The sequence below is a fragment of the Streptococcus mitis genome (assembly GCF_047459985.1).
In the GTDB taxonomy this organism is placed as follows: Bacteria; Bacillota; Bacilli; order Lactobacillales; family Streptococcaceae; genus Streptococcus; species Streptococcus mitis_DZ.
In genome coordinates this window covers 69,359-92,209 of record NZ_JASHHD010000005.1, presented here as the reverse complement: position 1 = coordinate 92,209, position 22,851 = coordinate 69,359, and the positions used below count along the sequence as shown (strand labels likewise).

At 40.6% G+C, this 22,851-nt stretch carries 25 protein-coding genes and 2 pseudogenes; 25 read left to right on the top strand and 2 right to left on the bottom strand.

The window, feature by feature from the left end; genetic code table 11:
• The first annotated feature begins 18 nt into the window (after nucleotides 1-18).
• The 15 genes and pseudogenes from QM959_RS04855 (at nucleotide 19) to QM959_RS04785 (ending at nucleotide 13,347) form a co-directional block, all read left to right on the top strand.
• Nucleotides 19-733: pseudogene (locus QM959_RS04855) on the top strand (dimethyladenosine transferase).
• Nucleotides 734-752: 19 nt separating this feature from the next.
• On the top strand, nucleotides 753-1,625 hold the full coding sequence (gene rsmA, locus QM959_RS04850) for a 16S rRNA (adenine(1518)-N(6)/adenine(1519)-N(6))-dimethyltransferase RsmA (RefSeq protein WP_414371751.1): 873 nt from the start codon (nucleotides 753-755) through the stop codon (nucleotides 1,623-1,625).
• A gap of 1 nt (nucleotide 1,626) precedes the next feature.
• Nucleotides 1,627-2,505, top strand: a complete 879-nt coding sequence (rsgA, locus tag QM959_RS04845; RefSeq protein WP_414371749.1) for a ribosome small subunit-dependent GTPase A — start codon at nucleotides 1,627-1,629, stop codon at nucleotides 2,503-2,505.
• Nucleotides 2,506-2,515: 10 nt separating this feature from the next.
• Nucleotides 2,516-3,172, top strand: coding sequence for a ribulose-phosphate 3-epimerase (gene rpe, locus QM959_RS04840; RefSeq protein WP_414371748.1), 657 nt, complete (start codon nucleotides 2,516-2,518; stop codon nucleotides 3,170-3,172).
• Nucleotides 3,135-3,797, top strand: coding sequence for a thiamine diphosphokinase (locus QM959_RS04835; protein ID WP_414371746.1), 663 nt, complete (start codon nucleotides 3,135-3,137; stop codon nucleotides 3,795-3,797). Before rpe ends, QM959_RS04835 begins: the two co-directional genes overlap by 38 nt.
• A gap of 1 nt (nucleotide 3,798) precedes the next feature.
• The gene (rmuC, locus tag QM959_RS04830) at nucleotides 3,799-5,055 is read left to right on the top strand and encodes a DNA recombination protein RmuC (RefSeq protein ID WP_414371745.1); all 1,257 of its coding nucleotides are present in this window, start codon (nucleotides 3,799-3,801) and stop codon (nucleotides 5,053-5,055) included.
• On the top strand, nucleotides 5,045-5,986 hold the full coding sequence (locus tag QM959_RS04825; RefSeq protein WP_414371743.1) for a 3'-5' exoribonuclease YhaM family protein: 942 nt from the start codon (nucleotides 5,045-5,047) through the stop codon (nucleotides 5,984-5,986). Before rmuC ends, QM959_RS04825 begins: the two co-directional genes overlap by 11 nt.
• 104 nt (nucleotides 5,987-6,090) lie before the next feature.
• Nucleotides 6,091-6,918, top strand: a complete 828-nt coding sequence (gene purR / locus QM959_RS04820; RefSeq protein ID WP_261233818.1) for a pur operon repressor — start codon at nucleotides 6,091-6,093, stop codon at nucleotides 6,916-6,918.
• 66 nt (nucleotides 6,919-6,984) lie between these two features.
• Nucleotides 6,985-8,247: a diaminopimelate decarboxylase gene (locus QM959_RS04815; protein ID WP_414371741.1), complete on the top strand. Its 1,263-nt coding sequence runs from the start codon at nucleotides 6,985-6,987 to the stop codon at nucleotides 8,245-8,247.
• A 113-nt stretch (nucleotides 8,248-8,360) separates the two neighbouring features.
• Nucleotides 8,361-9,155 (top strand): pyruvate formate-lyase-activating protein, encoded by a 795-nt coding sequence (gene pflA, locus QM959_RS04810; RefSeq protein ID WP_414371739.1) that lies wholly within the window; start codon nucleotides 8,361-8,363, stop codon nucleotides 9,153-9,155.
• Nucleotides 9,156-9,322: 167 nt separating this feature from the next.
• Nucleotides 9,323-10,033: an ABC transporter ATP-binding protein gene (locus QM959_RS04805; protein ID WP_414371737.1), complete on the top strand. Its 711-nt coding sequence runs from the start codon at nucleotides 9,323-9,325 to the stop codon at nucleotides 10,031-10,033.
• A gap of 1 nt (nucleotide 10,034) precedes the next feature.
• Nucleotides 10,035-10,820: an ABC transporter permease gene (locus QM959_RS04800; RefSeq protein WP_414371735.1), complete on the top strand. Its 786-nt coding sequence runs from the start codon at nucleotides 10,035-10,037 to the stop codon at nucleotides 10,818-10,820.
• A 1-nt stretch (nucleotide 10,821) separates the two neighbouring features.
• Complete coding sequence (locus QM959_RS04795) at nucleotides 10,822-11,541, top strand: ABC transporter permease (protein WP_414371733.1); 720 nt, start codon at nucleotides 10,822-10,824, stop codon at nucleotides 11,539-11,541.
• Between the two features lie 61 nt (nucleotides 11,542-11,602).
• Nucleotides 11,603-12,289: a response regulator transcription factor gene (locus QM959_RS04790; RefSeq protein ID WP_414371731.1), complete on the top strand. Its 687-nt coding sequence runs from the start codon at nucleotides 11,603-11,605 to the stop codon at nucleotides 12,287-12,289.
• Nucleotides 12,259-13,347 carry a sensor histidine kinase gene (locus tag QM959_RS04785; RefSeq protein WP_414371729.1) on the top strand — a complete coding sequence of 363 codons (1,089 nt, stop codon included), beginning with the start codon at nucleotides 12,259-12,261 and terminating at the stop codon, nucleotides 13,345-13,347. Before QM959_RS04790 ends, QM959_RS04785 begins: the two co-directional genes overlap by 31 nt.
• Nucleotides 13,348-13,673: 326 nt before the next feature.
• Here the strand turns inward: QM959_RS04785 and yidC are convergent, their stop codons facing one another.
• Both yidC and QM959_RS04775 read right to left on the bottom strand, forming a co-directional pair.
• Nucleotides 13,674-14,600: a membrane protein insertase YidC gene (gene yidC / locus QM959_RS04780; RefSeq protein WP_414371727.1), complete on the bottom strand. Its 927-nt coding sequence runs from the start codon at nucleotides 14,598-14,600 to the stop codon at nucleotides 13,674-13,676.
• Nucleotides 14,601-14,677: 77 nt separating this feature from the next.
• Nucleotides 14,678-14,956, bottom strand: coding sequence for an acylphosphatase (locus tag QM959_RS04775; RefSeq protein WP_001174612.1), 279 nt, complete (start codon nucleotides 14,954-14,956; stop codon nucleotides 14,678-14,680).
• A 33-nt stretch (nucleotides 14,957-14,989) separates the two neighbouring features.
• On the opposite strand from QM959_RS04775, the gene QM959_RS04770 reads away from it, so the two are divergent.
• From QM959_RS04770 to QM959_RS04725, 10 genes and pseudogenes are all read left to right on the top strand, one after another.
• Entirely contained in the window at nucleotides 14,990-15,730 is a 741-nt protein-coding gene (locus QM959_RS04770) for a TrmH family RNA methyltransferase (RefSeq protein WP_414371725.1), read from the top strand.
• Nucleotides 15,731-15,784: 54 nt separating this feature from the next.
• Nucleotides 15,785-16,468, top strand: a complete 684-nt coding sequence (locus tag QM959_RS04765; protein WP_414371724.1) for a Bax inhibitor-1 family protein — start codon at nucleotides 15,785-15,787, stop codon at nucleotides 16,466-16,468.
• A gap of 317 nt (nucleotides 16,469-16,785) precedes the next feature.
• Nucleotides 16,786-17,778 carry an aspartate--ammonia ligase gene (gene asnA, locus QM959_RS04760; protein ID WP_261077987.1) on the top strand — a complete coding sequence of 331 codons (993 nt, stop codon included), beginning with the start codon at nucleotides 16,786-16,788 and terminating at the stop codon, nucleotides 17,776-17,778.
• Nucleotides 17,779-17,842: 64 nt separating this feature from the next.
• Complete coding sequence (rsmD, locus tag QM959_RS04755; protein WP_414371722.1) at nucleotides 17,843-18,382, top strand: 16S rRNA (guanine(966)-N(2))-methyltransferase RsmD; 540 nt, start codon at nucleotides 17,843-17,845, stop codon at nucleotides 18,380-18,382.
• Nucleotides 18,372-19,882: pseudogene (locus QM959_RS04750) on the top strand (SepM family pheromone-processing serine protease). The gene rsmD and the pseudogene QM959_RS04750 overlap by 11 nt, the downstream one beginning before the upstream one ends.
• A gap of 57 nt (nucleotides 19,883-19,939) precedes the next feature.
• Nucleotides 19,940-20,170, top strand: a complete 231-nt coding sequence (locus tag QM959_RS04745) for a DUF1146 family protein (protein WP_414371720.1) — start codon at nucleotides 19,940-19,942, stop codon at nucleotides 20,168-20,170.
• Nucleotides 20,171-20,193: 23 nt separating this feature from the next.
• Nucleotides 20,194-21,477: a UDP-N-acetylglucosamine 1-carboxyvinyltransferase gene (gene murA / locus QM959_RS04740; RefSeq protein ID WP_414371718.1), complete on the top strand. Its 1,284-nt coding sequence runs from the start codon at nucleotides 20,194-20,196 to the stop codon at nucleotides 21,475-21,477.
• Entirely contained in the window at nucleotides 21,470-21,658 is a 189-nt protein-coding gene (locus QM959_RS04735; protein WP_247934993.1) for a DNA-directed RNA polymerase subunit beta, read from the top strand. The genes murA and QM959_RS04735 overlap by 8 nt, the downstream gene beginning before the upstream one ends.
• Nucleotides 21,659-21,696: 38 nt before the next feature.
• Nucleotides 21,697-22,521, top strand: a complete 825-nt coding sequence (endA, locus tag QM959_RS04730) for a DNA-entry nuclease EndA (RefSeq protein WP_414371716.1) — start codon at nucleotides 21,697-21,699, stop codon at nucleotides 22,519-22,521.
• Between the two features lie 87 nt (nucleotides 22,522-22,608).
• Nucleotides 22,609-22,779, top strand: a complete 171-nt coding sequence (locus tag QM959_RS04725) for a hypothetical protein (protein WP_414371714.1) — start codon at nucleotides 22,609-22,611, stop codon at nucleotides 22,777-22,779.
• The last annotated feature ends 72 nt before the right edge of the window (nucleotides 22,780-22,851 follow it).

Sequence of the window (22,851 nt, the reverse complement as noted above, 5' to 3'; positions counted from 1 at the left end):
ATTGTGAAAGGAAACGATATGGCAAATAGAAGTTATATTTACTTAAAAAACGGAGATGAAGCTCGTATCTTAACAGCAGGCATCTACACGATCCCCTATTTTTGGCAATTGTTTTGGAATGAAGAAGATTTAAGAACTCCCATTTCTCTCTGGAAAACAGCAGAAAAACTCGAAGAAGATGAAGAGCAAGCAGAAAAGTTTTACCAAGAGCAGAATTTAGATATCTTACTTCCTATTGCAAAATTCCAGCAGAATGCTCTTCAAAACCGCTCTTTTTTAGAAGAGAATGCCCCGCGCAAGCCTTGCAACTCTATGATGACTTTGTTCGTTATATTCTTGCAAATGTCAAAGACGGTGATGTGCTTGGATTTGATCTTTTGGATGTAGTTTTTATGGACCAAGTGTCTGTAGTCGCTGATAAACTGTTAAAAAATATCCGAGCTATTCAGGAAAATCAACCAAAAGATTTGGATTTTTCTCTAAAGGATAAGAACTTAATTGGCCTTGCTATGGGTTTCCCTGATTATTATGCTTCAGAATTATTACCAGATGACAATATTCTAGATTCGGTTGCCTATCAGGATGAATTGAAGAAAATGAACCCCAAAGAAGATAAAAAAGCACTTGATATGACTGGAGCTGATTCAAAAGGGAACAAACATCGTGTTCTTGCTATATTTTGGATTTTGCTGGTACTAGGATTATGTGGCTTCTATATATTATTTTTAGCTAATAATTAGAAAAGAGAATAGATGAGAATTGCAGATTATAGCGTGACCAAGGCAGTGCTGGAGCGTCACGGTTTTACTTTTAAAAAGTCCTTTGGACAAAATTTTTTGACAGATACCAATATCCTTCAAAAGATTGTCGATACAGCTGAGATTGATGATCAGGTTAATGTTATTGAAATCGGGCCAGGGATTGGTGCCTTGACTGAATTTTTGGCGGAGCGTGCGGCTGAAGTCATGGCCTTTGAGATTGACCACCGTTTGGTACCGATTTTAGCAGATACCCTGCGTGATTTTGACAATGTGACCGTAGTTAACGAGGATATTCTCAAGGTTGATTTGGTGCAGCATATTCAACGTTTCAAAAATCCTGATTTGCCAATCAAGGTAGTAGCCAACTTGCCTTACTATATCACAACCCCTATTCTCATGCACTTGATTGAAAGTGGCATTCCTTTTAGTGAGTTTGTGGTTATGATGCAAAAGGAAGTGGCTGATCGTATCTCCGCTCAACCAAATACCAAGGCTTATGGTAGTTTGTCGATTGCAGTTCAGTATTACATGACAGCTAAGGTTGCCTTTATCGTGCCTCGTACGGTCTTTGTTCCAGCGCCAAATGTGGACTCAGCTATCCTGAAAATGGTGCGCCGTCCAGAGCCAGCGGTTGCGGTAGAAGACGAGAACTTTTTCTTTAAGGTTTCCAAGGCTAGTTTCACTCATCGTCGCAAGACCTTGTGGAATAACTTGACTGGTTACTTTGGGAAGAGTGAGGAAATCAAGGACAAACTGACCAAAGCTTTGGACCAAGCTGGACTGGCACCAAGTGTACGTGGTGAAGCTCTCAGCTTGGCAGAATTTGCCAGTCTAGCAGATGCGCTTAAAGGGCAAGGATTCTAAGATGCAGGGACAAATCATTAAAGCCTTGGCTGGCTTCTACTATGTAGAGAGTGAGGGCAAGGTTTATCAGACACGCGCGCGTGGGAATTTCCGAAAAAAAGGCCATACTCCCTACGTTGGGGATTGGGTAGATTTTTCTGCGGAGGAAAATTCAGAAGGTTACATTCTCAAGATTCACGAACGAAAAAATAGTCTGGTTCGCCCACCCATTGTCAATATTGACCAAGCAGTTGTCATTATGTCAGTTAAAGAGCCTGACTTTAATAGCAATTTATTGGATCGCTTCTTGGTTCTTTTAGAACATAAGGGCATTCATCCCATCGTCTATATTTCTAAAATGGACCTCTTGTCAGATCGAGGAGAACTGGATTTTTACGAGCAGACCTATCGTGTGATTGGCTATGACTTTGTAACCAGTAAAGAGGAACTTTTGCCACTATTAACAAACAAGGTGACAGTCTTTATGGGGCAGACAGGTGTTGGTAAGTCAACCCTTCTCAATAAAATCGCACCTGACCTTAATCTAGAAACGGGAGAAATTTCTGATAGTTTAGGTCGTGGTCGCCATACTACTCGAGCTGTTAGTTTTTACAATCTCAATGGTGGGAAAATCGCAGACACGCCAGGATTTTCATCACTAGATTATGAAGTATCAACGGCGGAAGATCTTAATCAGGCCTTTCCAGAAATTGCCTCTGTTAGCCGAGACTGCAAGTTCCGTACGTGTACTCATACTCATGAGCCATCTTGCGCAGTGAAACCAGCAGTCGAAGAGGGAGCGATTGCGACCTTCCGTTTTGACAACTATTTGCAATTTCTAAGCGAGATTGAAAATCGCAGAGAAACCTATAAAAAAGTCAGCAAAAAAATTCCAAAATAAGGAGAAACCTATGTCTCAATACAAGATTGCTCCGTCAATTCTGGCAGCAGATTATGCCAACTTTGAACGTGAAATTAAACGCCTAGAAGCAACTGGGGCAGAATACGCCCATATCGATATCATGGATGGTCACTTTGTACCACAAATCAGCTTTGGTGCAGGTGTGGTCGAAAGCCTTCGCCCTCATAGCAAGATGGTTTTTGATTGCCACTTGATGGTCTCTAATCCTGAACACCATCTAGAAGACTTTGCGCGTGCAGGTGCAGACATCATTAGTATTCACGTAGAGGCAACACCTCATATCCATGGCGCTCTTCAAAAAATTCGTTCTCTAGGTGTCAAACCATCGGTTGTTATTAATCCTGGGACACCAGTTGAAGCGATTAAGCATGTCCTTCATCTAGTTGATCAAGTTTTGGTCATGACAGTTAACCCTGGTTTTGGTGGGCAAGCTTTCCTACCTGAAACCATGGATAAGATTCGTGAGTTAGTTGTCCTTCGTGAGGAAAAAGGCTTGAACTTTGAGATTGAAGTGGATGGCGGGATTGATGATAAAACGATTGCTCAAGCCAAAGAAGCTGGTGCTACAGTTTTTGTAGCAGGGTCTTATGTCTTTAAGGGAGATGTCAATGAACGAGTGCAAGCTCTCCGAAAACAACTGGACTAGAGTTGCAGTTTTTGCTGGTGGAGACCGTGGTCACTATCGGGCAGATTTTGATTGCTATGTCGGTGTGGATCGAGGCTCGCTTTGGGTACTAGAGAAAAAACTTCCTCTTGCTCTAGCAGTTGGTGATTTTGATTCTGTGACTGCAGAAGAACATCAGTTGATTCAAAAGCGTGCTCGTCACTTTGTCCAAGCCCAGCCAGAAAAAGATGATACCGATTTGGAACTAGCACTGTTAACGATTTTCGAAAAGAATCCTCAAGCTCAGGTGACCATTTTTGGTGCCCTTGGTGGTCGCATTGACCATATGCTGGCCAATGTCTTTCTTCCGAGTAATCCTAAGTTGGTACCTTATATGCGACAGATAGCGATTGAGGATGGGCAAAACTTGATTAGCTATTGCCCGGAAGGTACCAGTCGATTGGAACCGCGTTCGGACTACGATTACCTTGCCTTTATGCCCGTGAGGGACAGTCAGTTAACCATTATCGGAGCCAAGTACGAATTGACTGAGGAGAATTTTTTCTTTAAGAAAGTTTACGCTTCTAACGAATATATAGATAGGGAAGTTTCGGTGACTTGCCCAGATGGCTATGTAGTCGTGTTGCATAGTAAGGACAGGAGATAGGATGGAGATTATATTACTACTGTTATTAATAGCTAACCTAGCTGGCCTTTTTCTTATTTGGCAAAGGCAGGACAAGCAGGAGAAATATCTGACCAAGAGTTTGGAGGATCAGGCAGATAACCTATCAGACCAGCTAGATTATCGATTTGAACAAGCTCGACAAGCTAGTCAGCTGGATCAAAAAAATCTTGAAGTGGCTGTCAGTGACCGTTTGCAGGAGGTGCGGATTGAATTGCACCAAGGCTTAACTCAAGTTCGGCAGGAAATGAATGAGAACCTCCTCCAAACAAGAGATAAGACTGACCAACGCCTCCAAGCTTTGCAGGAGTCAAATGAGCAACGCTTAGAACAGATGCGCCAAACGGTCGAGGAAAAGCTAGAAAAGACCTTGCAGACACGCTTGCAGGCCTCCTTCGAGACGGTTTCTAAACAACTGGAATCTGTCAATCGAGGTCTGGGTGAAATGCAAACTGTTGCGCGAGATGTCGGTGCGCTAAATAAAGTTCTTTCTGGAACCAAGACCCGAGGAATTCTGGGTGAATTACAACTGGGACAGATTATTGAAGATATCATGACACCTGCCCAGTATGAACGAGAATTTGCAACGGTTGAAAATTCGAGTGAGCGAGTCGAGTACGCCATCAAGTTACCTGGGCAAGGTGACCAGGAATATGTTTATCTACCGATTGACTCCAAGTTTCCATTGGCGGATTATTACCGTCTGGAAGAAGCCTATGAAGCAGGTGACAAGGAGGAAATCGAGCGTTGTCGTAAGTCTCTCCTAGCAAGCGTCAAACGTTTTGCTAAGGATATTAAGAGTAAGTACCTGGCGCCACCTCGGACAACCAATTTTGGAGTCTTGTTTGTTCCGACAGAAGGTCTCTATTCGGAAATCGTTCGCAATCCGATTTTCTTTGATGATTTGAGACGGGAGGAGCAAATTATCGTTGCAGGTCCAAGTACCTTATCAGCTTTACTCAATTCTCTATCGGTTGGCTTCAAAACTCTAAATATCCAAAAGAGTGCTGACCATATCAGTAAAACCCTAGCTAGTGTCAAAACAGAATTTGGCAAGTTTGGAGGTATTCTGGTCAAGGCACAAAAACATCTCCAACATGCCTCTGGCAATATTGATGATTTATTAAACCGTCGTACTACAGCTATCGAGCGAACGCTTCGTCACATTGAGTTATCAGAAGGTGAGCCTGCGCTTGATTTGCTCCAATTCCAAGAAGATGAGGAAGAATATGAAGATTAGTCACATGAAAAAAGATGAGCTGTTTGAAGGATTTTACCTAATCAAATCAGCTGACCTGAGACAAACTCGAGCTGGGAAAAACTACCTAGCCTTTACCTTCCAAGATGATAGTGGCGAGATTGAAGGGAAGCTCTGGGATGCCCAACCTCATAACGTTGAGGCCTTTACCGCAGGTAAGGTTGTCCACATGAAAGGGCGCCGAGAAGTTTATAACAATACCCCTCAAGTCAACCAAATTACTCTACGCTTGCCTCAACCCGGTGAACCCAATGATCCAGTTGATTTCAAGGTCAAGTCGACAGTTGATGTCAAGGAAATTCGTGACTACATGTCGCAAATGATTTTCAAAATTGAAAATCCTGTCTGGCAACGGATCGTCCGAAATCTCTACACCAAGTATGACAAGGAATTTTACTCCTATCCAGCTGCCAAGACTAACCACCATGCCTTTGAAACGGGGTTAGCCTATCATACGGCAACCATGGTGCGCTTGTCAGATGCTATTAGTGAAGTTTATCCTCAGCTCAATAAGAGTCTGCTCTATGCAGGGATTATGCTGCATGATTTGGCTAAGGTCATCGAGTTGACGGGACCAGACCAGACCGAGTACACGGTCAGAGGCAATCTTCTTGGGCATATTGCTCTCATTGATAGTGAAATTACTAAGACGGTTATGGAGCTCGGCATCGATGATACCAAGGAAGAAGTCGTTTTGCTTCGTCACGTTATCCTCAGTCACCACGGCTTACTTGAGTATGGAAGCCCAGTCCGTCCACGCATTATGGAAGCAGAGATTATACATATGATTGACAATCTGGATGCAAGCATGATGATGATGTCAACAGCTCTTGCTTTGGTGGATAAAGGAGAGATGACCAATAAAATTTTCGCTATGGACAATCGTTCCTTCTATAAACCAGATTTAGATTAATAATTTAAGAAAACGAGCATTTTTTAGGATAAGAATGTTCGTTTTTTTATGTGAATATGGTATAATAGATAAAATATCAAAATTAAATGAAGTGGGAAATAGAAATGAAATTAAGAAGAAGTGATCGGATGGTTGTCATTTCCAACTATTTGATTAATAATCCTTATAAACTAACTAGTCTCAATACTTTTGCTGAAAAGTACGAATCTGCTAAATCATCCATATCAGAAGATATCGTCATTATCAAACGCGCCTTTGAAGAAATTGAAATTGGCCACATTCAAACAGTAACTGGTGCTGGTGGAGGTGTCATCTTCACACCTTCTATTTCGAGCCATGATGCCGAGGAAATGGTTGAAGACTTGCGTGCCAAGTTGTCAGAAAGTGACCGTATCTTGCCAGGTGGCTACATCTACCTGTCTGATTTGCTTAGCACACCAGCCATCTTGAAAAATATTGGTCGTATTATTGCCAAGAGCTTTATGGACCAAAAAATTGATGCGGTTATGACAGTAGCGACTAAGGGTGTTCCACTTGCAAATGCAGTTGCTAATGTCCTCAATGTTCCTTTTGTTATTGTGCGCCGTGACTTGAAAATTACCGAAGGTTCAACTGTCAGCGTCAACTATGTATCAGGTTCAAGTGGTGACCGTATCGAGAAAATGTTCCTTTCAAAACGCAGTCTCAAGGCAGGTAGCCGTGTCTTGATTGTGGATGATTTCTTGAAAGGTGGCGGAACTGTCAATGGGATGATTAGTCTCTTGCGTGAGTTCGACTCAGAACTGGCAGGTGTTGCAGTCTTTGCGGACAATGCCCAAGAAGAACGTGAAAAGCAGTTTGACTACAAGTCACTCTTGAAGGTAACTAATATTGATGTCAAGAACCAAGCCATCGACGTTGAGGTTGGCAATATCTTTGACGAAGATAAATAAGAGATAGAACTAAAGGTTGGAACGATTGTCCCAGCCTTTCTTTTCAAATAGAATAGAAGGAAGCTTATGAAAACACCATTTATTAACCGTGAGTCCTTAGAAAAAATTGTTGAGGAGTTTCCGACTCCTTTTCACCTCTATGATGAGAAGGGAATCCGCGAGAAAGCACGCGCAGTAAACGAAGCTTTTTCTTGGAATAAGGGCTTTAAAGAATACTTTGCTGTCAAGGCGACTCCGACACCAGCCATCTTGAAAATTCTTCAAGAGGAGGGATGTGGTGTGGACTGCTCTAGTTATGTAGAGCTCTTAATGAGTCATAAACTGGATTTTCCGGGTTCTGAAATCATGTTCTCTTCAAACAACACGCCAGACAAGGAATATGCCTATGCGCGTGAATTAGGAGCGACCATTAACTTGGATGCCTTTGAAGATATTGAACATCTAGAGCGTGCAGCAGGTATTCCAGAAATCATCTCATGTCGTTATAATCCTGGCGGTGTTTTTGAACTGGGGACAGACATTATGGACAATCCTGGAGAAGCCAAGTTTGGCATGACCAAGGACCAGATTTTTGAAGCCTTTGCTATTTTGAAGGAAAAAGGAGCTAAGACATTTGGGATCCATTCCTTCCTAGCGTCCAATACTGTGACCCATCTCTATTATCCAGAATTGGCCCGTCAGCTCTTTGAATTGGCTGTTGAAATCAAGGAAAAGTTGGGCATTTCGCTAGACTTTATCAATCTTTCTGGCGGTATTGGTGTCAATTATCGTCCTGAGCAGGAGCCAAATGATATTGCCTTGATTGGTGAGGGAGTTCGTAAGGTTTATGAAGAGGTTCTGACGCCAGCAGGTCTTGGTCAGGTCAAGATTTTTACCGAATTGGGCCGCTTTATGTTAGCTCCTCATGGGGCTCTAGTCACAAGAGTTACCCATAAGAAGAAAACCTACCGTACTTATCTGGGTGTGGATGCATCAGCAGTCAACCTTATGCGTCCAGCTATGTATGGAGCCTACCACCATATTACCAATCTGACTCATCCAGAAGGACCAGCTGAAGTGGTAGATGTGGTTGGTTCGCTCTGCGAAAATAATGATAAATTTGCAGTGAATCGCGAACTGCCTCATACAGAAATCGGTGATTTGCTGGTCATTCATGATACAGGTGCCCACGGATTTTCAATGGGCTATCAGTACAATGCCAAACTTCGTTCTGCGGAAATCCTCTATACCGAAGAAGGCAAAGCCCGTCAAATCCGCCGTGCAGAGCGTCCTGAGGACTATTTTGCAACCTTGTATGGCTTTGATTTTGAAAAAGAATCTGATAAGTAATTGAAAATGAAATTGAAAAACAGATTGCTTTCTAAAAAATAGGCAAAAATCTTGTTTTTCCTTCAAGTCGTGATATAATAAAACTATAAAACGTTTTCAAGGAAGGTAACGATATGTCTGAAGAAACAATTGATTATGGACAAGTGACAGGAATGGTGCATTCGACAGAAAGTTTTGGGGCGGTAGATGGCCCTGGTATTCGCTTTATTGTCTTTTTGCAGGGCTGTCAGATGCGTTGCCAATATTGCCATAACCCAGATACTTGGGCTATGGAGTCCAATAAATCACGTGAACGGACGGTAGATGATGTCTTGACAGAAGCCTTGCGCTACCGCGGTTTCTGGGGAGATAAGGGAGGAATCACTGTCAGTGGAGGAGAAGCCCTTTTGCAGATTGATTTCTTGATTGCTCTCTTTACCAAGGCAAAAGAAAAAGGGATTCACTGTACTTTGGATACTTGTGCCCTTCCATTCCGTAACAAACCACGCTATCTAGAGAAATTCAACAAGCTCATGGCTGTGACAGACTTGGTTCTCCTTGATATCAAGGAAATCAACGAAGCACAGCACAAGATTGTGACCAGTCAAACCAATAAAAATATCTTAGCTTGTGCTCAGTATCTATCAGATATTGGTAAGCCTGTATGGATTCGTCACGTTCTCGTACCTGGATTGACAGACCGCGATGAAGATTTGATTGAACTTGGGAAGTTCGTAAAAACTCTTAAAAACGTTGATAAGTTTGAAATCTTGCCTTACCACACCATGGGAGAGTTCAAATGGCGTGAACTTGGGATTCCGTATTCTCTTGAAGGAGTTAAACCTCCGACAGCAGAACGCGTCAAGAATGCTAAAAAACTCATGGATACCGAAAGTTATCAAGACTATATGAAACGTGTACATGGATAAAAGAAGCCTGATGGAAACATCGGGCTTTTAAGTTTGCACAAATCTAGATAATTAAATGAAACAAAATTTTAAATCTTTTTTACTCTTTAAATTCTGAAAAAAATCCGAAAAAGAATTTGTACGATATAGTTACTTTCAGAAATATTAAATAGAATAGGAGAACATCTATGGAACAAAGTATTGCCATTAAAAATTTATGTAAGTCATATGGTCAAACTCAAATTTTAAAAGATATTTCTTTTGAAGCAAAAGCAGGTAGAGTGACTGCTTTCCTGGGTCCAAATGGAGCTGGAAAAAGTTCAACCTTACGTATTTTATTAGGATTAGACAAAGCAACATCTGGTTTCACCAAAATTGGAGATCAAACTTATAAGGAATTAAAATGTCCTCTAAAGACTGTAGGAGCTTCATTTGACAGTGTAGGTGCTCCTGATGATCGGACTGTTTATCAGCATTTGAAAATTGTTGCTGCTAGTAATGGGATATCTAGTCAACGAATTGAGCAAGTCTTGGATATGGTGGATATTAGCCATAAGAAAAAATCTAAAATTGGGAAATTATCATTAGGAGAAGGACAACGCTTGGGGATTGCAACAGCTCTATTAGGGAATCCTCAGTATCTGATATTGGATGAACCGACAAATGGTTTGGATCCAAGAGGAATTCGGTGGTTTAGAGAGTTTATAAAAAAACAAGCTCAAGAAGGAAAGACAGTCTTGCTATCATCTCATATATTATCGGAAGTGGAAGCAGTAACGGATGATGTAGTTATCATAAATAAAGGAAAAGTTCTTATAAAAGGGACTTTACAAGAAGTGATGAAAAATCTTTCCTCACTAGAAGAAGTCTTCTTTAGTTTAACAGAGGGAGGAAAGTGACATGGCACTTATTTACTCTCTTCATTCTGAAATATTGAAATTACTTTATAAGAGAGCTACTTATGTTGTACTATTCTTGATACTGGTATTTCAAACGTTTTTAGCAAATATTGGTGCTTCTCAAATTGTTTCAGTTGGTATCCATGCTACACCAGAGACAAATCCAGAATTAGCAGAAGCTATACCTCCTATTGAATTTTTAGGTTTTGATGTCACTTTATTTGGTGTTTTTATTATGATTATCCTAGGCTCAATTTACGGAGCCGAGGAGTATAAATGCTCTGCTATTCGTACAAGCCTCCTCTCTATTACAAATCGAAGTACTTTCCTAGTTTCAAAAACATTAGTTTGGCTTGTATTTGCTTTTTTCATCTCCTTTCTATCAATATTCCTGACGATTAACATGACACATTATGTTTTAGGACAAGATGGTTTATTGCTTTTTTCACTAAATGGGACAGTTTGGTTCTATATATTTTTAGCCAGTATAGCTTGGACTTTGTTAGGACTGTTGGCCTATATTATGGCTTTGACATTTAAAACAGCCATTGTTCCTCTATTATTTTTGCTTCCTCAAGTCTACAATTTAGGAACATTCTTAGCAAACTATATATCGGTTGCAAAATTTCTTCCAGTTGCATTGGGGCAAGGATTGATTGCTACATCTCCTCAAATGTTAGAACATAATAGTTTGCAAAATATTTTATTTTTACTTTGTTGGAACTTCTCATTCTTGGCTATAGCAATTTACCGCTTACTTAAGTCAGATATCGGAGGAGGTGAATAAGTTGAAAGAACAACTTAAAAGTGAGTATCTCAAGTTTATTATGAATCCTTGGCACTGGTTGATTATAGGGGCTCTATTACTGTGTGTTCCGGCGATGGTTGTTTTTTTAAATAGTAAGCCAGACCAGTTGACTCTAGAGTTTGTTTTGGAACAGCTACTGCAAAGTCTCTATTTAGGACAGGCAGGTTTCATTAGTCTAGCGGTCCTATTTATAGGACAAGAATTTACAGGTTCTAGTCTTCGTACCAGTTTTCTTACATGTCCAAATCGTTTGAAATTTATAATATGTAAAGTAGCTATTGTATTATGTATGGAAATTGTATTATTGGTCACTGTAATATCATTGTGCATACTAATCGCCCAAGGATACTACAATATCAATCTTTTGAGCAATATTAAACATGTTCTAACAATTCTATTTCCAGCTTGTATTTCTATTCTAACCTTCGCTCTTTTAAGTGGTATTTTTGTATTTATTTCCCAGTCTTTTATCTTAGTTTTGGGAATAAGTTTATCCCTTTTATTGGGGTTGGGACAAATGTTACTACAATTTAGTTCTTTTTTTAGAAATTTGCCATTACTAGCTAGTATGAATTGTTTTTATACCTATCCATTGTCTCTTTATTATCCAGTGTGGCAAGGCTTAGGTATACAAATAGTTTGGTTATTAATTGTTTTTCTATTTGCTACACTGATACTCATAGGAAGAAATGTACGCTAAAGACAGGGGATATCCTGTCTTTTTCTCAGTTAGTGCTATAATATATTCAGGAGGGTGAGTTATGGCTTATAAAATTTTGGTGGTAGATGATGATCTTGCTATTCTTCGCCTAATAAAAAAAGTACTAGAATATGAAAAATATGAAGTAGTCATACGAAATAAGATAGAAGAGATTGATCTTTGTGATTTCACAGGATTTGACTTGATTTTATTAGATATTATGATGCCTGTTAGTGGTTTAGAAATCTGTCAGATGATTCGCGAGCAGATAACTGTTCCTATCTGTTTTATAACTGCCAAGGATATGGATGAAGATTTAGTAGCTGGAATCAATGCAGGAGCTGATGATTATATTATGAAGCCCTTTAGCATGCCAGAACTTTTAGCACGTGTTAAAATGCACTTACGTCGTGAAGAACGGATTAAAGGAAATGTTCATCAAATAAAGATTGGGAAGCTTATACTATATACGGATAGTAAGGAACTATTTGTAAACGATGATAAGATTGCCCTGACAAGGAGGGAATTTGATATAGTGAATCTTTTAGCAAGCACCCCAAGTAGAATATACTCTGTAGAGGAAATTTATAATTATCTATATCCACAAAGTTCAGAAGCTCTTTTACGTTCGGTTTCAGAGTATATTTATCAAATTCGTCAAAAGCTGAAACCTTATCAATTAAATCCAATTAAAACCTTGTACGGTGGAGGATATCAATGGGTAGAATCAAAAGTTTTAGACAATTAATTCGAGAAACCTGTTGGAGAATTATTTGGCAGTTTAGTCTTGGCTTACTAATGGTCTATCTTATCCCCTTAGCTTCAGTATCTATACAAATAAATGAAGATGGGAAACCTCTAAAAAATAGTGGTCTTCTATCAATTTTTTTCAATGTGTCATCATGGATATATATTTGTGTGTTATTGATTGTTCTAATAAGTTATCACATTGGAAAATTGTTGAAAAAACTGAGTTATGAAATGACTTTGATTTATGAAAATAGTATGTGGTTGGAGAGGGAATGTACAGAAAGTTTAACGGTTAAAGAATTTCGTGAGACAGGAAATCGGATTATTGTGATGCAAGATAGAATTCGACAATTAATAGTTGATGAGAAACAGCAGAAAGAAGATTTGATGTTTCAGGTTTCAGCAGCTTCTCATGATTTAAAGACTCCCTTAACCATTATTAGGGGGAATGTGGAATTTTTGCAGGCGATAACTGAAAACGACCAATCTCAAGAATGCTTAGCAGATATAGAAAGAGCTAGTCAACAGTTACTAGATTATTTCAATCAATTGATTCATTATTCTAAAACCTATTATGACGATGAGACAGGTTGGACGGAGTATTCCTCTTCAGATTTTATCAATGAATTAGAGAAAGAAGTCTCTTTTTTGATAAAAAATCAGATGAAGTTTTCTTTTGAACAAAATGTGAAAGGAACTGAAAACTATTATATAAATCCATCTCTTCTGATTCGTGCAATACAAAATATTTTAACAAATGCTTTGGAGTATGCAGATAAACAGAATCCTAAAATTAAAATTAGGGTAGAGCAAAAGGGGAAAGAATTAAAAATAGGTATATGGAATAATGGTTCTGAATTTCCAGAGGAAGTTTTAAATAATTTTGGAAAGCTCTTTTATCGTATGGATAAAGCTAGATCGGTTAAAGAGCAACATTATGGTATTGGACTTAGTTTTGTATGTAGAGTTGCAAAACTACACAAAGGCCGAGTTGAGCTTAGAAATAGAGACGAGGGAGCAGAAGTTTTAATAACTGTAAATTGTATTAAATCATAGTGATTTACTTGTTAATTTATGATTTAATAGTTTTATACTCTTCGAAAATCTCTTCAAACCACGTCAGCGTCGCCTTGGATTATATATGTGACTGACTTCGTCAGTTCTATCTGCAACCTCAAAGCAGTGCTTTGAGCAACCTACGGCTAGCTTCCTAGTTTGCTCTCTGATTTTCATTGAGTATTAGATGTGAGCTTTTAAACTATTTAACGTTTTTGATTAGTATAAGATGTAACAGTAGATAATAAAAACGAATGATGATATCTAGTTGATGAAAACTATTTATCATTCATTCGTTTTTTAATTATTGGATAAAATACGTAGCTTTATCTCGAACGTTGTTTTCCAGCGTTGCGATTCTTGTGTTTTTTCTTGCTTGTGATAGCAGTTGGTTGTTCAGGGGTAACGTCTTTTCGTCCGTTTGGTGTTGAGAAGGCACTTGCTTTTGGTGGATTCTTGGCTAGTTCTTCACGGACTTTTTTGCGAAGTTTTGGACGAACGATATAGTTGACGATAAACTGTTGGAGAATCATCATGAAACCACCGACAACCCAGTAAAGTGTGACACTGGCTGGTGAGAAGAGGGAGAAGACGACGATCATGAGTGGGCTCATGTAAATCATTTTCTTGATTTGTTCTCTTTGCATTTCATCTTCTACTCCGTGAAGTGAAAGGAGCGATTGAAGATAGTAAAGAACACCGGCGCAGGCAACTAAAATCATACTTGGAGAACCTAGAGGAATTCCTAGGTAGCTTGCTTGAGCAACACCTTCGGTATGTTGGGCAGCAAAGTAGATAGCAGAGAAGAAAGGCATTTGAAGGAGGACAGGGAAACATCCTACACCACCAAACATGCTGATGCCGTGCTCTTTTTGAGCGGCAAAGAGAGCTTGTTGAGCTTCGAGTTTTTCTTCTTGAGTAGTTGCTTCTTTGAGACGAGTCTGATGTGGCTCAAGAACATGCTTGAGGGCGTTCATCTTTTCAGAATGAAGCGTTGCCTTCCATGATTGGTAGATACCAAGTGGCAAGATAATCAAGCGCACGATAATGGTTACGATGATGATACCAACCCCAAAACCAAGTCCCTTGTCATTGGCGAAGTACTTGATAGCTTCAGCCATAGGAGCTCCAATCGTATTCCAAATAAATCCTGTTGGCTGACCTGTGGCTTTATCGACATTGACACAGCCAGTTAAGACTAGCAACATAGCCACTCCCATAGCTGAGAGTGCAAAACGTTTAATAGATTTCACTGTTTTTATTCCTTCTTTAAAAATTATACCTTTCTATTCTACTGTTTTTTTACAAAATATACAATAGTTCTAGAGACCTAATTTGCGATTTTAAAGTCAGGGTAAGGAGGAAAATTGCTTAGTTTGACATCTAAGTAGCTGACTTTTGAAAAAGGTGTGGGTCCTTTGCGGATTTCTTGGATAAATTTTGCCATGATAGCAGATGAGTCTGCTTGGGCTAAGATTTCCACTGTACCATCGTCGTTATTCCATACCCGACCTGTGATGCCACCAATTTCAAGCGCCAAGCTGTAAACACCCCAACGAAAGCCGACTCCCTGCACCCTACCTTGGGCAATCATTCTAACCTTTTGCATACCAAACCCCTTTGATTGTGTTATAATATTTCTATGACTATTATAACCTCAAAAGCCAATTCTGTGGTAAAAAATGCCAAGAAATTACACCAAAAAAAATATCGCAAGTCTGCTTATCTGATTGAAGGCTGGCACTTGTTTGAAGAAGCTGTTCAAGCTGGAGTGACGATTGAGAAAATCTTTGCCCTAGAAAATTACCGAGATCAGTTAGCTGCTTTTCCGCAAACTACCTGGGTGTCAGAGGATATTTTGCTAGATTTGGCGGATTCTCAGACTCCACAGGGAATTGTTGCCGTGGTTCAAAAAGAAGAAGTAGGACAAGCTGATTTGAGTCAGGGCAAGTTCTTGTTTTTGGAAGATGTGCAAGATCCTGGTAATGTGGGAACCATTATTCGGACTGCGGATGCAGCAGGTTTTACTGGAGTGATTGTTTCAGATAAATCGGCAGACATCTACAGTCTCAAGACCTTGCGTTCCATGCAGGGCAGTCATTTCCATCTGCCCATTTATCGGATGTCGAGCCAAGTGCTTCTCGATGAAGCTAAAAAGGCAGCTATCCCTGTGCTAGCAACAACTCTATCTAAAGATTCTGTTGATTACAGAGAACTGCCTCCTATGGAAAATTTTGTACTAGTCATGGGGAATGAAGGTCAAGGAATTAGTCACCTTATGACTGAAAGTGCAGATAAACTAGTTCATATCAGTATGAAGGGACAGGCAGAGAGTCTAAATGTTGCAGTCGCAGCTGGTATTTTGATTTTCCATTTAAGCTAATTTTAACTTTCTTTGTTATAATCAAGGAAAGACATTCATAGAAAAGGAGAAAAGATGAATCACACTATTATTCACGACCGCGCAGGTCTCAATCAATTTTACGCTAAGGTCTATGCCTTTGTTGGTCTGGGAATCGGACTATCCGCTTTGGTATCAGGTCTTATGTTAACTGTATTTCAGCAACAGTTGGTTTACTTTTTGATGCAAGGTCGTCTCTGGTTGACCATTGCCACTGTTGCGGAGTTGGCCTTGGTTTTCGTTGCTAGTAGCATGGCTTCAAGAAATAGTCCAGCGGCTCTTCCAGTATTTTTACTTTACTCAGTTTTAAACGGCTTTACCCTCAGTTTTGTGGTGGCCTTCTATACTCCAGGGACAGTTTTATCTGCCTTTGTATCGAGCGCCCTTCTCTTCTTTGTCATGGCGGCAGTTGGAATATTCACCAAGAAAGACTTGAGTGGGATTGGTCGGGCTATGATAGCGGCTCTTATCGGTTTGATTATTGCTATGATAGTCAATGTTTTCTTGGCTAGTGGCTTCTTTGACTATATGATCAGTGTAGCCATGGTCTTGGTCTTTTCTGGGCTGATTGCTTGGGACAACCAAAGAATTCGCCTTGCCTATGAACAATCACAAGGCCGTGTAGCGACAGGTTGGGTTGTGTCAATGGCTCTCAGTATCTATCTTGATTTTATCAATCTCTTCCTAAGTATTCTACGTATCTTCGGTCGCAATGACTAATACTCTTCGAAAATCTCTTCAAACCACGTCAACGTCGCCTTGCCGTAGATATCATAGGTATATGTAACTGACTTCGTCAGTCTTATCTACAACCTCAAAGCAGTGTTTTGAGCTGACTTCGTCAGTTCTATCTGCAACCTCAAAACAGTGTTTTGAGCAACCTGCGGCTAGTTTCCTAGTTTGCTCTTTGATTTTCATTGAGTATAAAAGGTTTAAGACATCAGTGTTCGAAGGAGCACTGATTTTTTCGTATTTGCTCTTTCCTTTTCTTGGAAATAGGTGTATAATGCTCTTAATTAATTTTTGAGGAGTAGCTTATGAAGAAAAGTTTTATCCACCAACAAGAAGAGATTTCCTTTGTCAAAAACACTTTTACCCAGTATTTGAAAGACAAGTTAGAAGTTGTAGAAGTTCAAGGTCCTATCTTGAGTAGGGTCGGCGATGGTATGCAGGACAACTTATCAGGTGTGGAGAATGCCGTATCGGTCAAGGTTCTCCAAATCCCTGATGCTACTTATGAAGTGGTACATTCACTTGCTAAATGGAAACGTCATACCTTGGCTCGTTTTGGTTTCGGTGAGGGTGAGGGTCTTTTTGTCCACATGAAGGCCCTTCGTCCAGACGAAGATTCGCTTGATGCGACTCACTCTGTTTATGTTGACCAATGGGATTGGGAAAAAGTCATTCCAAATGGACAACGCAACATTGCCTACCTAAAAGAAACAGTTGAGAAGATTTACAAGGCCATTCGCCTGACTGAGCTAGCTGTTGAAGCCCGCTATGATATCGAATCAATCTTGCCAAAACAGATTACTTTCATCCATACAGAAGAGTTGGTAGAACGCTACCCAGACTTGACACCGAAAGAGCGTGAAAATGCTATCTGTAAAGAATTTGGCGCTGTCTTCTTGATTGGTATCGGTGGGGAATTGTCAGACGGTAAACCGCACGATGGACGTGCACCAGACTATGATGACTGGACAAGCGAGTCTGAAAATGGCTACAAGGGTTTAAATGGCGATATTCTTGTCTGGAATGAGTCTCTGGGTGGAGCCTTTGAGTTGTCTTCTATGGGAATCCGTGTAGATGAAGAAACGCTTCGCCGTCAGGTTGCCATTACAGGTGATGAAGACCGCTTGGAATTGGAATGGCACAAGGCTTTGTTGAATGGCCTATTCCCATTGACAATCGGAGGAGGAATTGGACAATCTCGGATGGCCATGTTCCTACTTCGCAAGAAACATATAGGAGAAGTGCAAACAAGTGTTTGGCCTCAAGAAGTCCGCGATACTTACGAAAATATTTTGTAGAGAATCGAACCGCAAGGTTCGGTTTTCTTTCTCTTTTTGCCCATAATTTGGTATAATAAACGGTATGAAAATTGTATCAGGAATCTATGGGGGACGCCTCCTCAAGACACTAGAGGGCAAGACGACAAGACCTACTTCGGATAAGGTTAGGGGAGCCATTTTTAACATGATTGGTCCCTACTTTGAAGAGGGGAGAGTCTTGGACCTTTATGCAGGTAGTGGTGGTTTATCTATCGAGGCAGTATCGCGTGGCATGTCCAGCGCTGTTTTGGTAGAGCGAGACCGTAAGGCTCAGACCATCGTGGCTGAAAATATCCAGATGACCAAGGAAGTTGGGAAATTTCAACTTCTCAAGATGGATGCAGAGAGGGCATTGGAGCAGGTATCTGGGAAATTTGACCTCATTTTCTTAGACCCTCCTTATGCTAAGGAACAAATCGTAGCAGATATTGAAAAAATGGCTGAGAGAGACCTTTTTTCTGAAGATGTCATGGTTGTATGTGAAACGGATAAGGCCGTTGAACTTCCAGAAGAAATTGCCTGTCTGGGCATCTGGAAGGAAAAGATTTATGGAATTAGTAAGGTGACAGTCTATGTCAGATAAGATTGGCTTATTCACAGGCTCATTTGACCCTATGACAAATGGGCATCTGGATATTATTGAGCGAGCTAGCAAACTCTTTGACAAGCTCTATGTCGGTATTTTTTTTAATCCCCACAAACAAGGATTTCTCCCTATCGAAAATCGTAAACGGGGGCTAGAAAAGGCTTTGGAACATTTGGAAAATGTTGAAGTCGTGTCTTCTCATGATGAATTGGTGGTTGATGTTGCAAAAAGACTGGAGGCTACTTTCCTAGTTCGAGGTTTGAGAAATGCAACGGATTTGCAATATGAAGCCAGTTTTGATTACTACAATCATCAGCTGTCTCCTGATATAGAGACCATTTATTTACATAGTCGACCTGAACATCTCTATATCAGTTCATCTGGTGTTCGAGAACTTTTGAAGTTTGGTCAGGATATTGCCTGCTATGTTCCCAATAGTATTTTGGAGGAAATTAAGAAATGAAAAAAAAGATTAGATGGCCCTTATACGTCATTGCGGCCTTGATTGTGACTTTCTTGGCATTTGTAGTGCCCTTGCCCTATTATATAGAGGTTCCGGGTGGTTCGGAAGATATTCGCCAAGTCCTTAAAGTAAATGACACCGAAGATAAGGAAACTGGTGCCTATCAGTTCGTTACGGTTGGTGTCCAACATGCTACTTTAGCCCATATGATTTATGCTTGGTTGACACCTTTTACAGATATTCGTAGTGCTCAGGAGACTACAGGTGGTTCTTCCGATGTTGAATTTATGCGAATCAATCAATTCTACATGCAAACATCGCAAAATATGGCCAAGTATCAAGGGCTAAAAACAGCTGGTAAGGATATTGAACTCAAATACCTTGGGGTTTATGTTTTGAACGTGACAGATAATTCGACCTTTAAAGGGATTCTCAATATCTCTGACACGGTCACAGCAGTCAATGATCAGACCTTTGATAGTTCCAAAGACTTGATTGATTACGTCAATTCTCAAAAATTAGGGGATTCCGTCAAGGTCACCTATGAAGAGGATGGGCAAACCAAGTCTGCAGAAGGTAAGATTATCACCTTGGAAAATGGCAAAAATGGAATTGGAATCGGCTTGATTGACCGTACGGAAGTGACCAGTGATGTCCCTATTCGTTTTTCAACAGCTGGTATCGGCGGTCCAAGTGCGGGTCTCATGTTTAGTCTGGCCATCTATACCCAAATAGCTGACCCTGACCTTCGTAATGGTCGCATTGTTGCCGGTACAGGAACTATTGACCGTGATGGTAATGTGGGTGACATTGGAGGTATTGATAAAAAAGTTGTAGCTTCGGCTAGAGAAGGTGCCGCTATTTTCTTTGCTCCTGATAATCCTGTTAGCGAAGAAGAACAAAAAGCGCATCCAGATGCGAAAAATAATTACCAAACAGCCCTAGAAGCGGCCAAAACAATCAAGACAGATATGAAAATAGTTCCAGTTAAAACCCTACAAGATGCAATTGATTACTTGAAAAACAATCCCTAATTTTTAAGTGAGGTTTCCAAACTAGCGAACAAACAGAGAAGATGGTATAATAGTCAAATGGTTCAATTATTATTCACTCTAAGCAGTCACATGCTCTTTATTTATGTGAGTTTTTACCTTTTAAAGGATCTTGTTAGATGGGACAAGGTTTTAAAAGTGACAGCTGAGAATACAAGAAAAGTCCGTTTATTGATAGCTCTTTTTAGCATTGTAATGGGCTATATTTTGAGTTCATTCTTTATTAGCCTGTATCAGTTGTGGCAAGAAGCGCTTAGAGGATTATTATAAAATCAAATGTAAAGGAAATAAGTATGGAAAAAATTGTAGTTCAAGGTGGCGATAATCGTCTGGTAGGAAGTGTTACGATCGAAGGAGCAAAGAATGCAGTCTTGCCATTGTTGGCGGCGACTATTCTAGCAAGTGAAGGAAAAACTGTTTTGCAGAACGTTCCTATCTTGTCAGATGTTTTCACCATGAATCAGGTGGTTCGTGGTTTGAATGCTAAGGTGGATTTTGATGAAGAAGCCCATCTTGTCGAGGTGGACGCGACTGGCGATATCACTGAAGAAGCCCCTTACAAGTATGTTAGCAAGATGCGTGCATCCATCGTTGTCTTGGGGCCAATTCTTGCCCGTGTAGGTCATGCCAAGGTATCCATGCCGGGAGGTTGTACGATTGGTAGCCGCCCAATTGATCTTCATTTGAAAGGTCTGGAAGCTATGGGGGCTAAGATTAGCCAGACAGCTGGTTATATCGAAGCCAAGGCTGACCGCTTACACGGGGCTCATATCTATATGGACTTCCCAAGTGTTGGTGCGACGCAGAACTTGATGATGGCGGCGACTCTAGCTGATGGAGTTACAGTGATTGAAAATGCTGCGCGTGAGCCTGAGATTGTGGACTTAGCTATTCTCCTAAATGAAATGGGAGCCAAGGTTAAAGGTGCTGGTACAGAGACCATTACCATTACCGGTGTTGAGAAACTTCATGGTACGACTCACAATGTAGTCCAAGACCGTATCGAAGCAGGAACCTTTATGGTGGCTGCTGCCATGACTGGTGGTGATGTCTTGATTAAAGACGCTGTTTGGGAGCACAATCGTCCCTTGATTGCTAAATTGCTTGAAATGGGAGTGGAAGTGACAGAGGAGACTGAAGGAATTCGAATTCGCTCTCAACTCGAAAAGCTAAAAGCTGTGCATGTGAAAACCTTGCCCCACCCAGGATTTCCAACAGATATGCAGGCTCAATTTACAGCCTTGATGACCGTCGCAAAAGGCGAATCAAGCATGGTGGAGACAGTTTTCGAGAATCGTTTCCAACACCTAGAAGAAATGCGTCGCATGGGCTTGCATTCTGAAATTATCCGTGATACAGCTCGTATTGTTGGTGGACAACCTTTGCAGGGAGCAGAAGTTCTATCTACTGACCTTCGTGCTAGTGCAGCCTTGATTTTGACAGGTTTGGTAGCACAAGGAGAAACTGTGGTCGGTAAATTGGTTCACTTGGATAGAGGTTACTACCGTTTCCATGAGAAGTTGGCGCAGCTAGGTGCTAAGATTCAGCGGATTGAGGCAAATGATGAAGATGAATAGGAAATCAAGCTACGTAATCAAGCGTTTACTTCTAGTCATTTTGGTACTATTTTTAGGTGCTTTAGCCCTAGGTATTGGCTTAATGGTAGGTTATGGAATCTTGGGCAAGGGTCAAGATCCATGGGCTATCTTGTCTCCAGCCAAATGGCAGGAATTGATTCATAAATTTACAGGAAATTAGGCTGGAGAACCAGCCTTTTTCTAAAGATAAGGAGAAATATGAACAAAAAAACAAGACAGACACTGATCGGACTGCTAGTGTTATTACTCTTATCTGCGGGAAGCTATTATATCAAGCAGCTGCAGTCGACAGCTAATAGTCCCAAAACCAAGCTTAGTCAGAAAAAACAGGCTTCTGAAGCTCCTAGTCAAGAATTGGCAGAAAGTGTCTTAACAGATGCAGTCAAGAGTCAAATAAAAGGGAGTCTGGAGTGGAATGGCTCAGGTGCTTTTATCGTCAATGGTAATAAAACAAATCTAGATGCCAAGGTTTCAAGTAAGCCCTACGCTGATAACAAAACAAAGACAGTGGGCAAGGAAACAGTGCCAACCGTGGCTAATGCCCTCTTGTCTAAGGCTACTCGCCAGTACAAGAATCGTGAAGAAACTGGGAATGGTTCGACTTCGTGGACTCCTCCAGGCTGGCATCAGGTCAAGAATCTAAAGGGTTCCTATACTCATGCGGTTGATAGAGGTCACTTGTTAGGCTATGCCTTAATCGGCGGCTTGGATGGTTTTGATGCCTCGACAAGTAATCCTAAAAACATTGCTGTTCAGACAGCCTGGGCAAATCAGGCACAGGCCGAGGATTCGACTGGTCAAAACTACTATGAAAGCATGGTGCGTAAAGCTTTGGACCAAAACAAGCGTGTCCGTTACCGTGTAACCCTATACTACGCTTCAAACGAGGACTTAGTTCCTTCAGCTTCACAGATTGAAGCCAAGTCTTCAGACGGAGAATTGGAATTTAATGTCCTAGTTCCCAATGTTCAAAAGGGGCTTCAACTGGATTACCGAACTGGAGAAGTCACTGTTAGTCAGTAAAAGATAAAATAAACTCCTATGTCACTTGTGGATGTAGGAGTTCTTTTTTACTAGTTTAAGCAGGGATACAATAGACACTGCTACTCAATGAAAATCAAAGTGCAAACTAGGAAGCTAGTCGCAGGCTGCTCAAAGCACTGCTTTGAGGTTGCAGATAAGAGTGACGAAGTCAGCTCAAAACACTGTTTTGAGGTTGTGGATAGAACTGACGAAGTCAGTTACATATATCTACACCAAGGTGAAGCTGACGTGGTTTGAAGAGATTTTCGAAGAGTATGAGAAAAAATAATATGTACTGGACTATATTTTGTGATATAATAAAGGATAAGA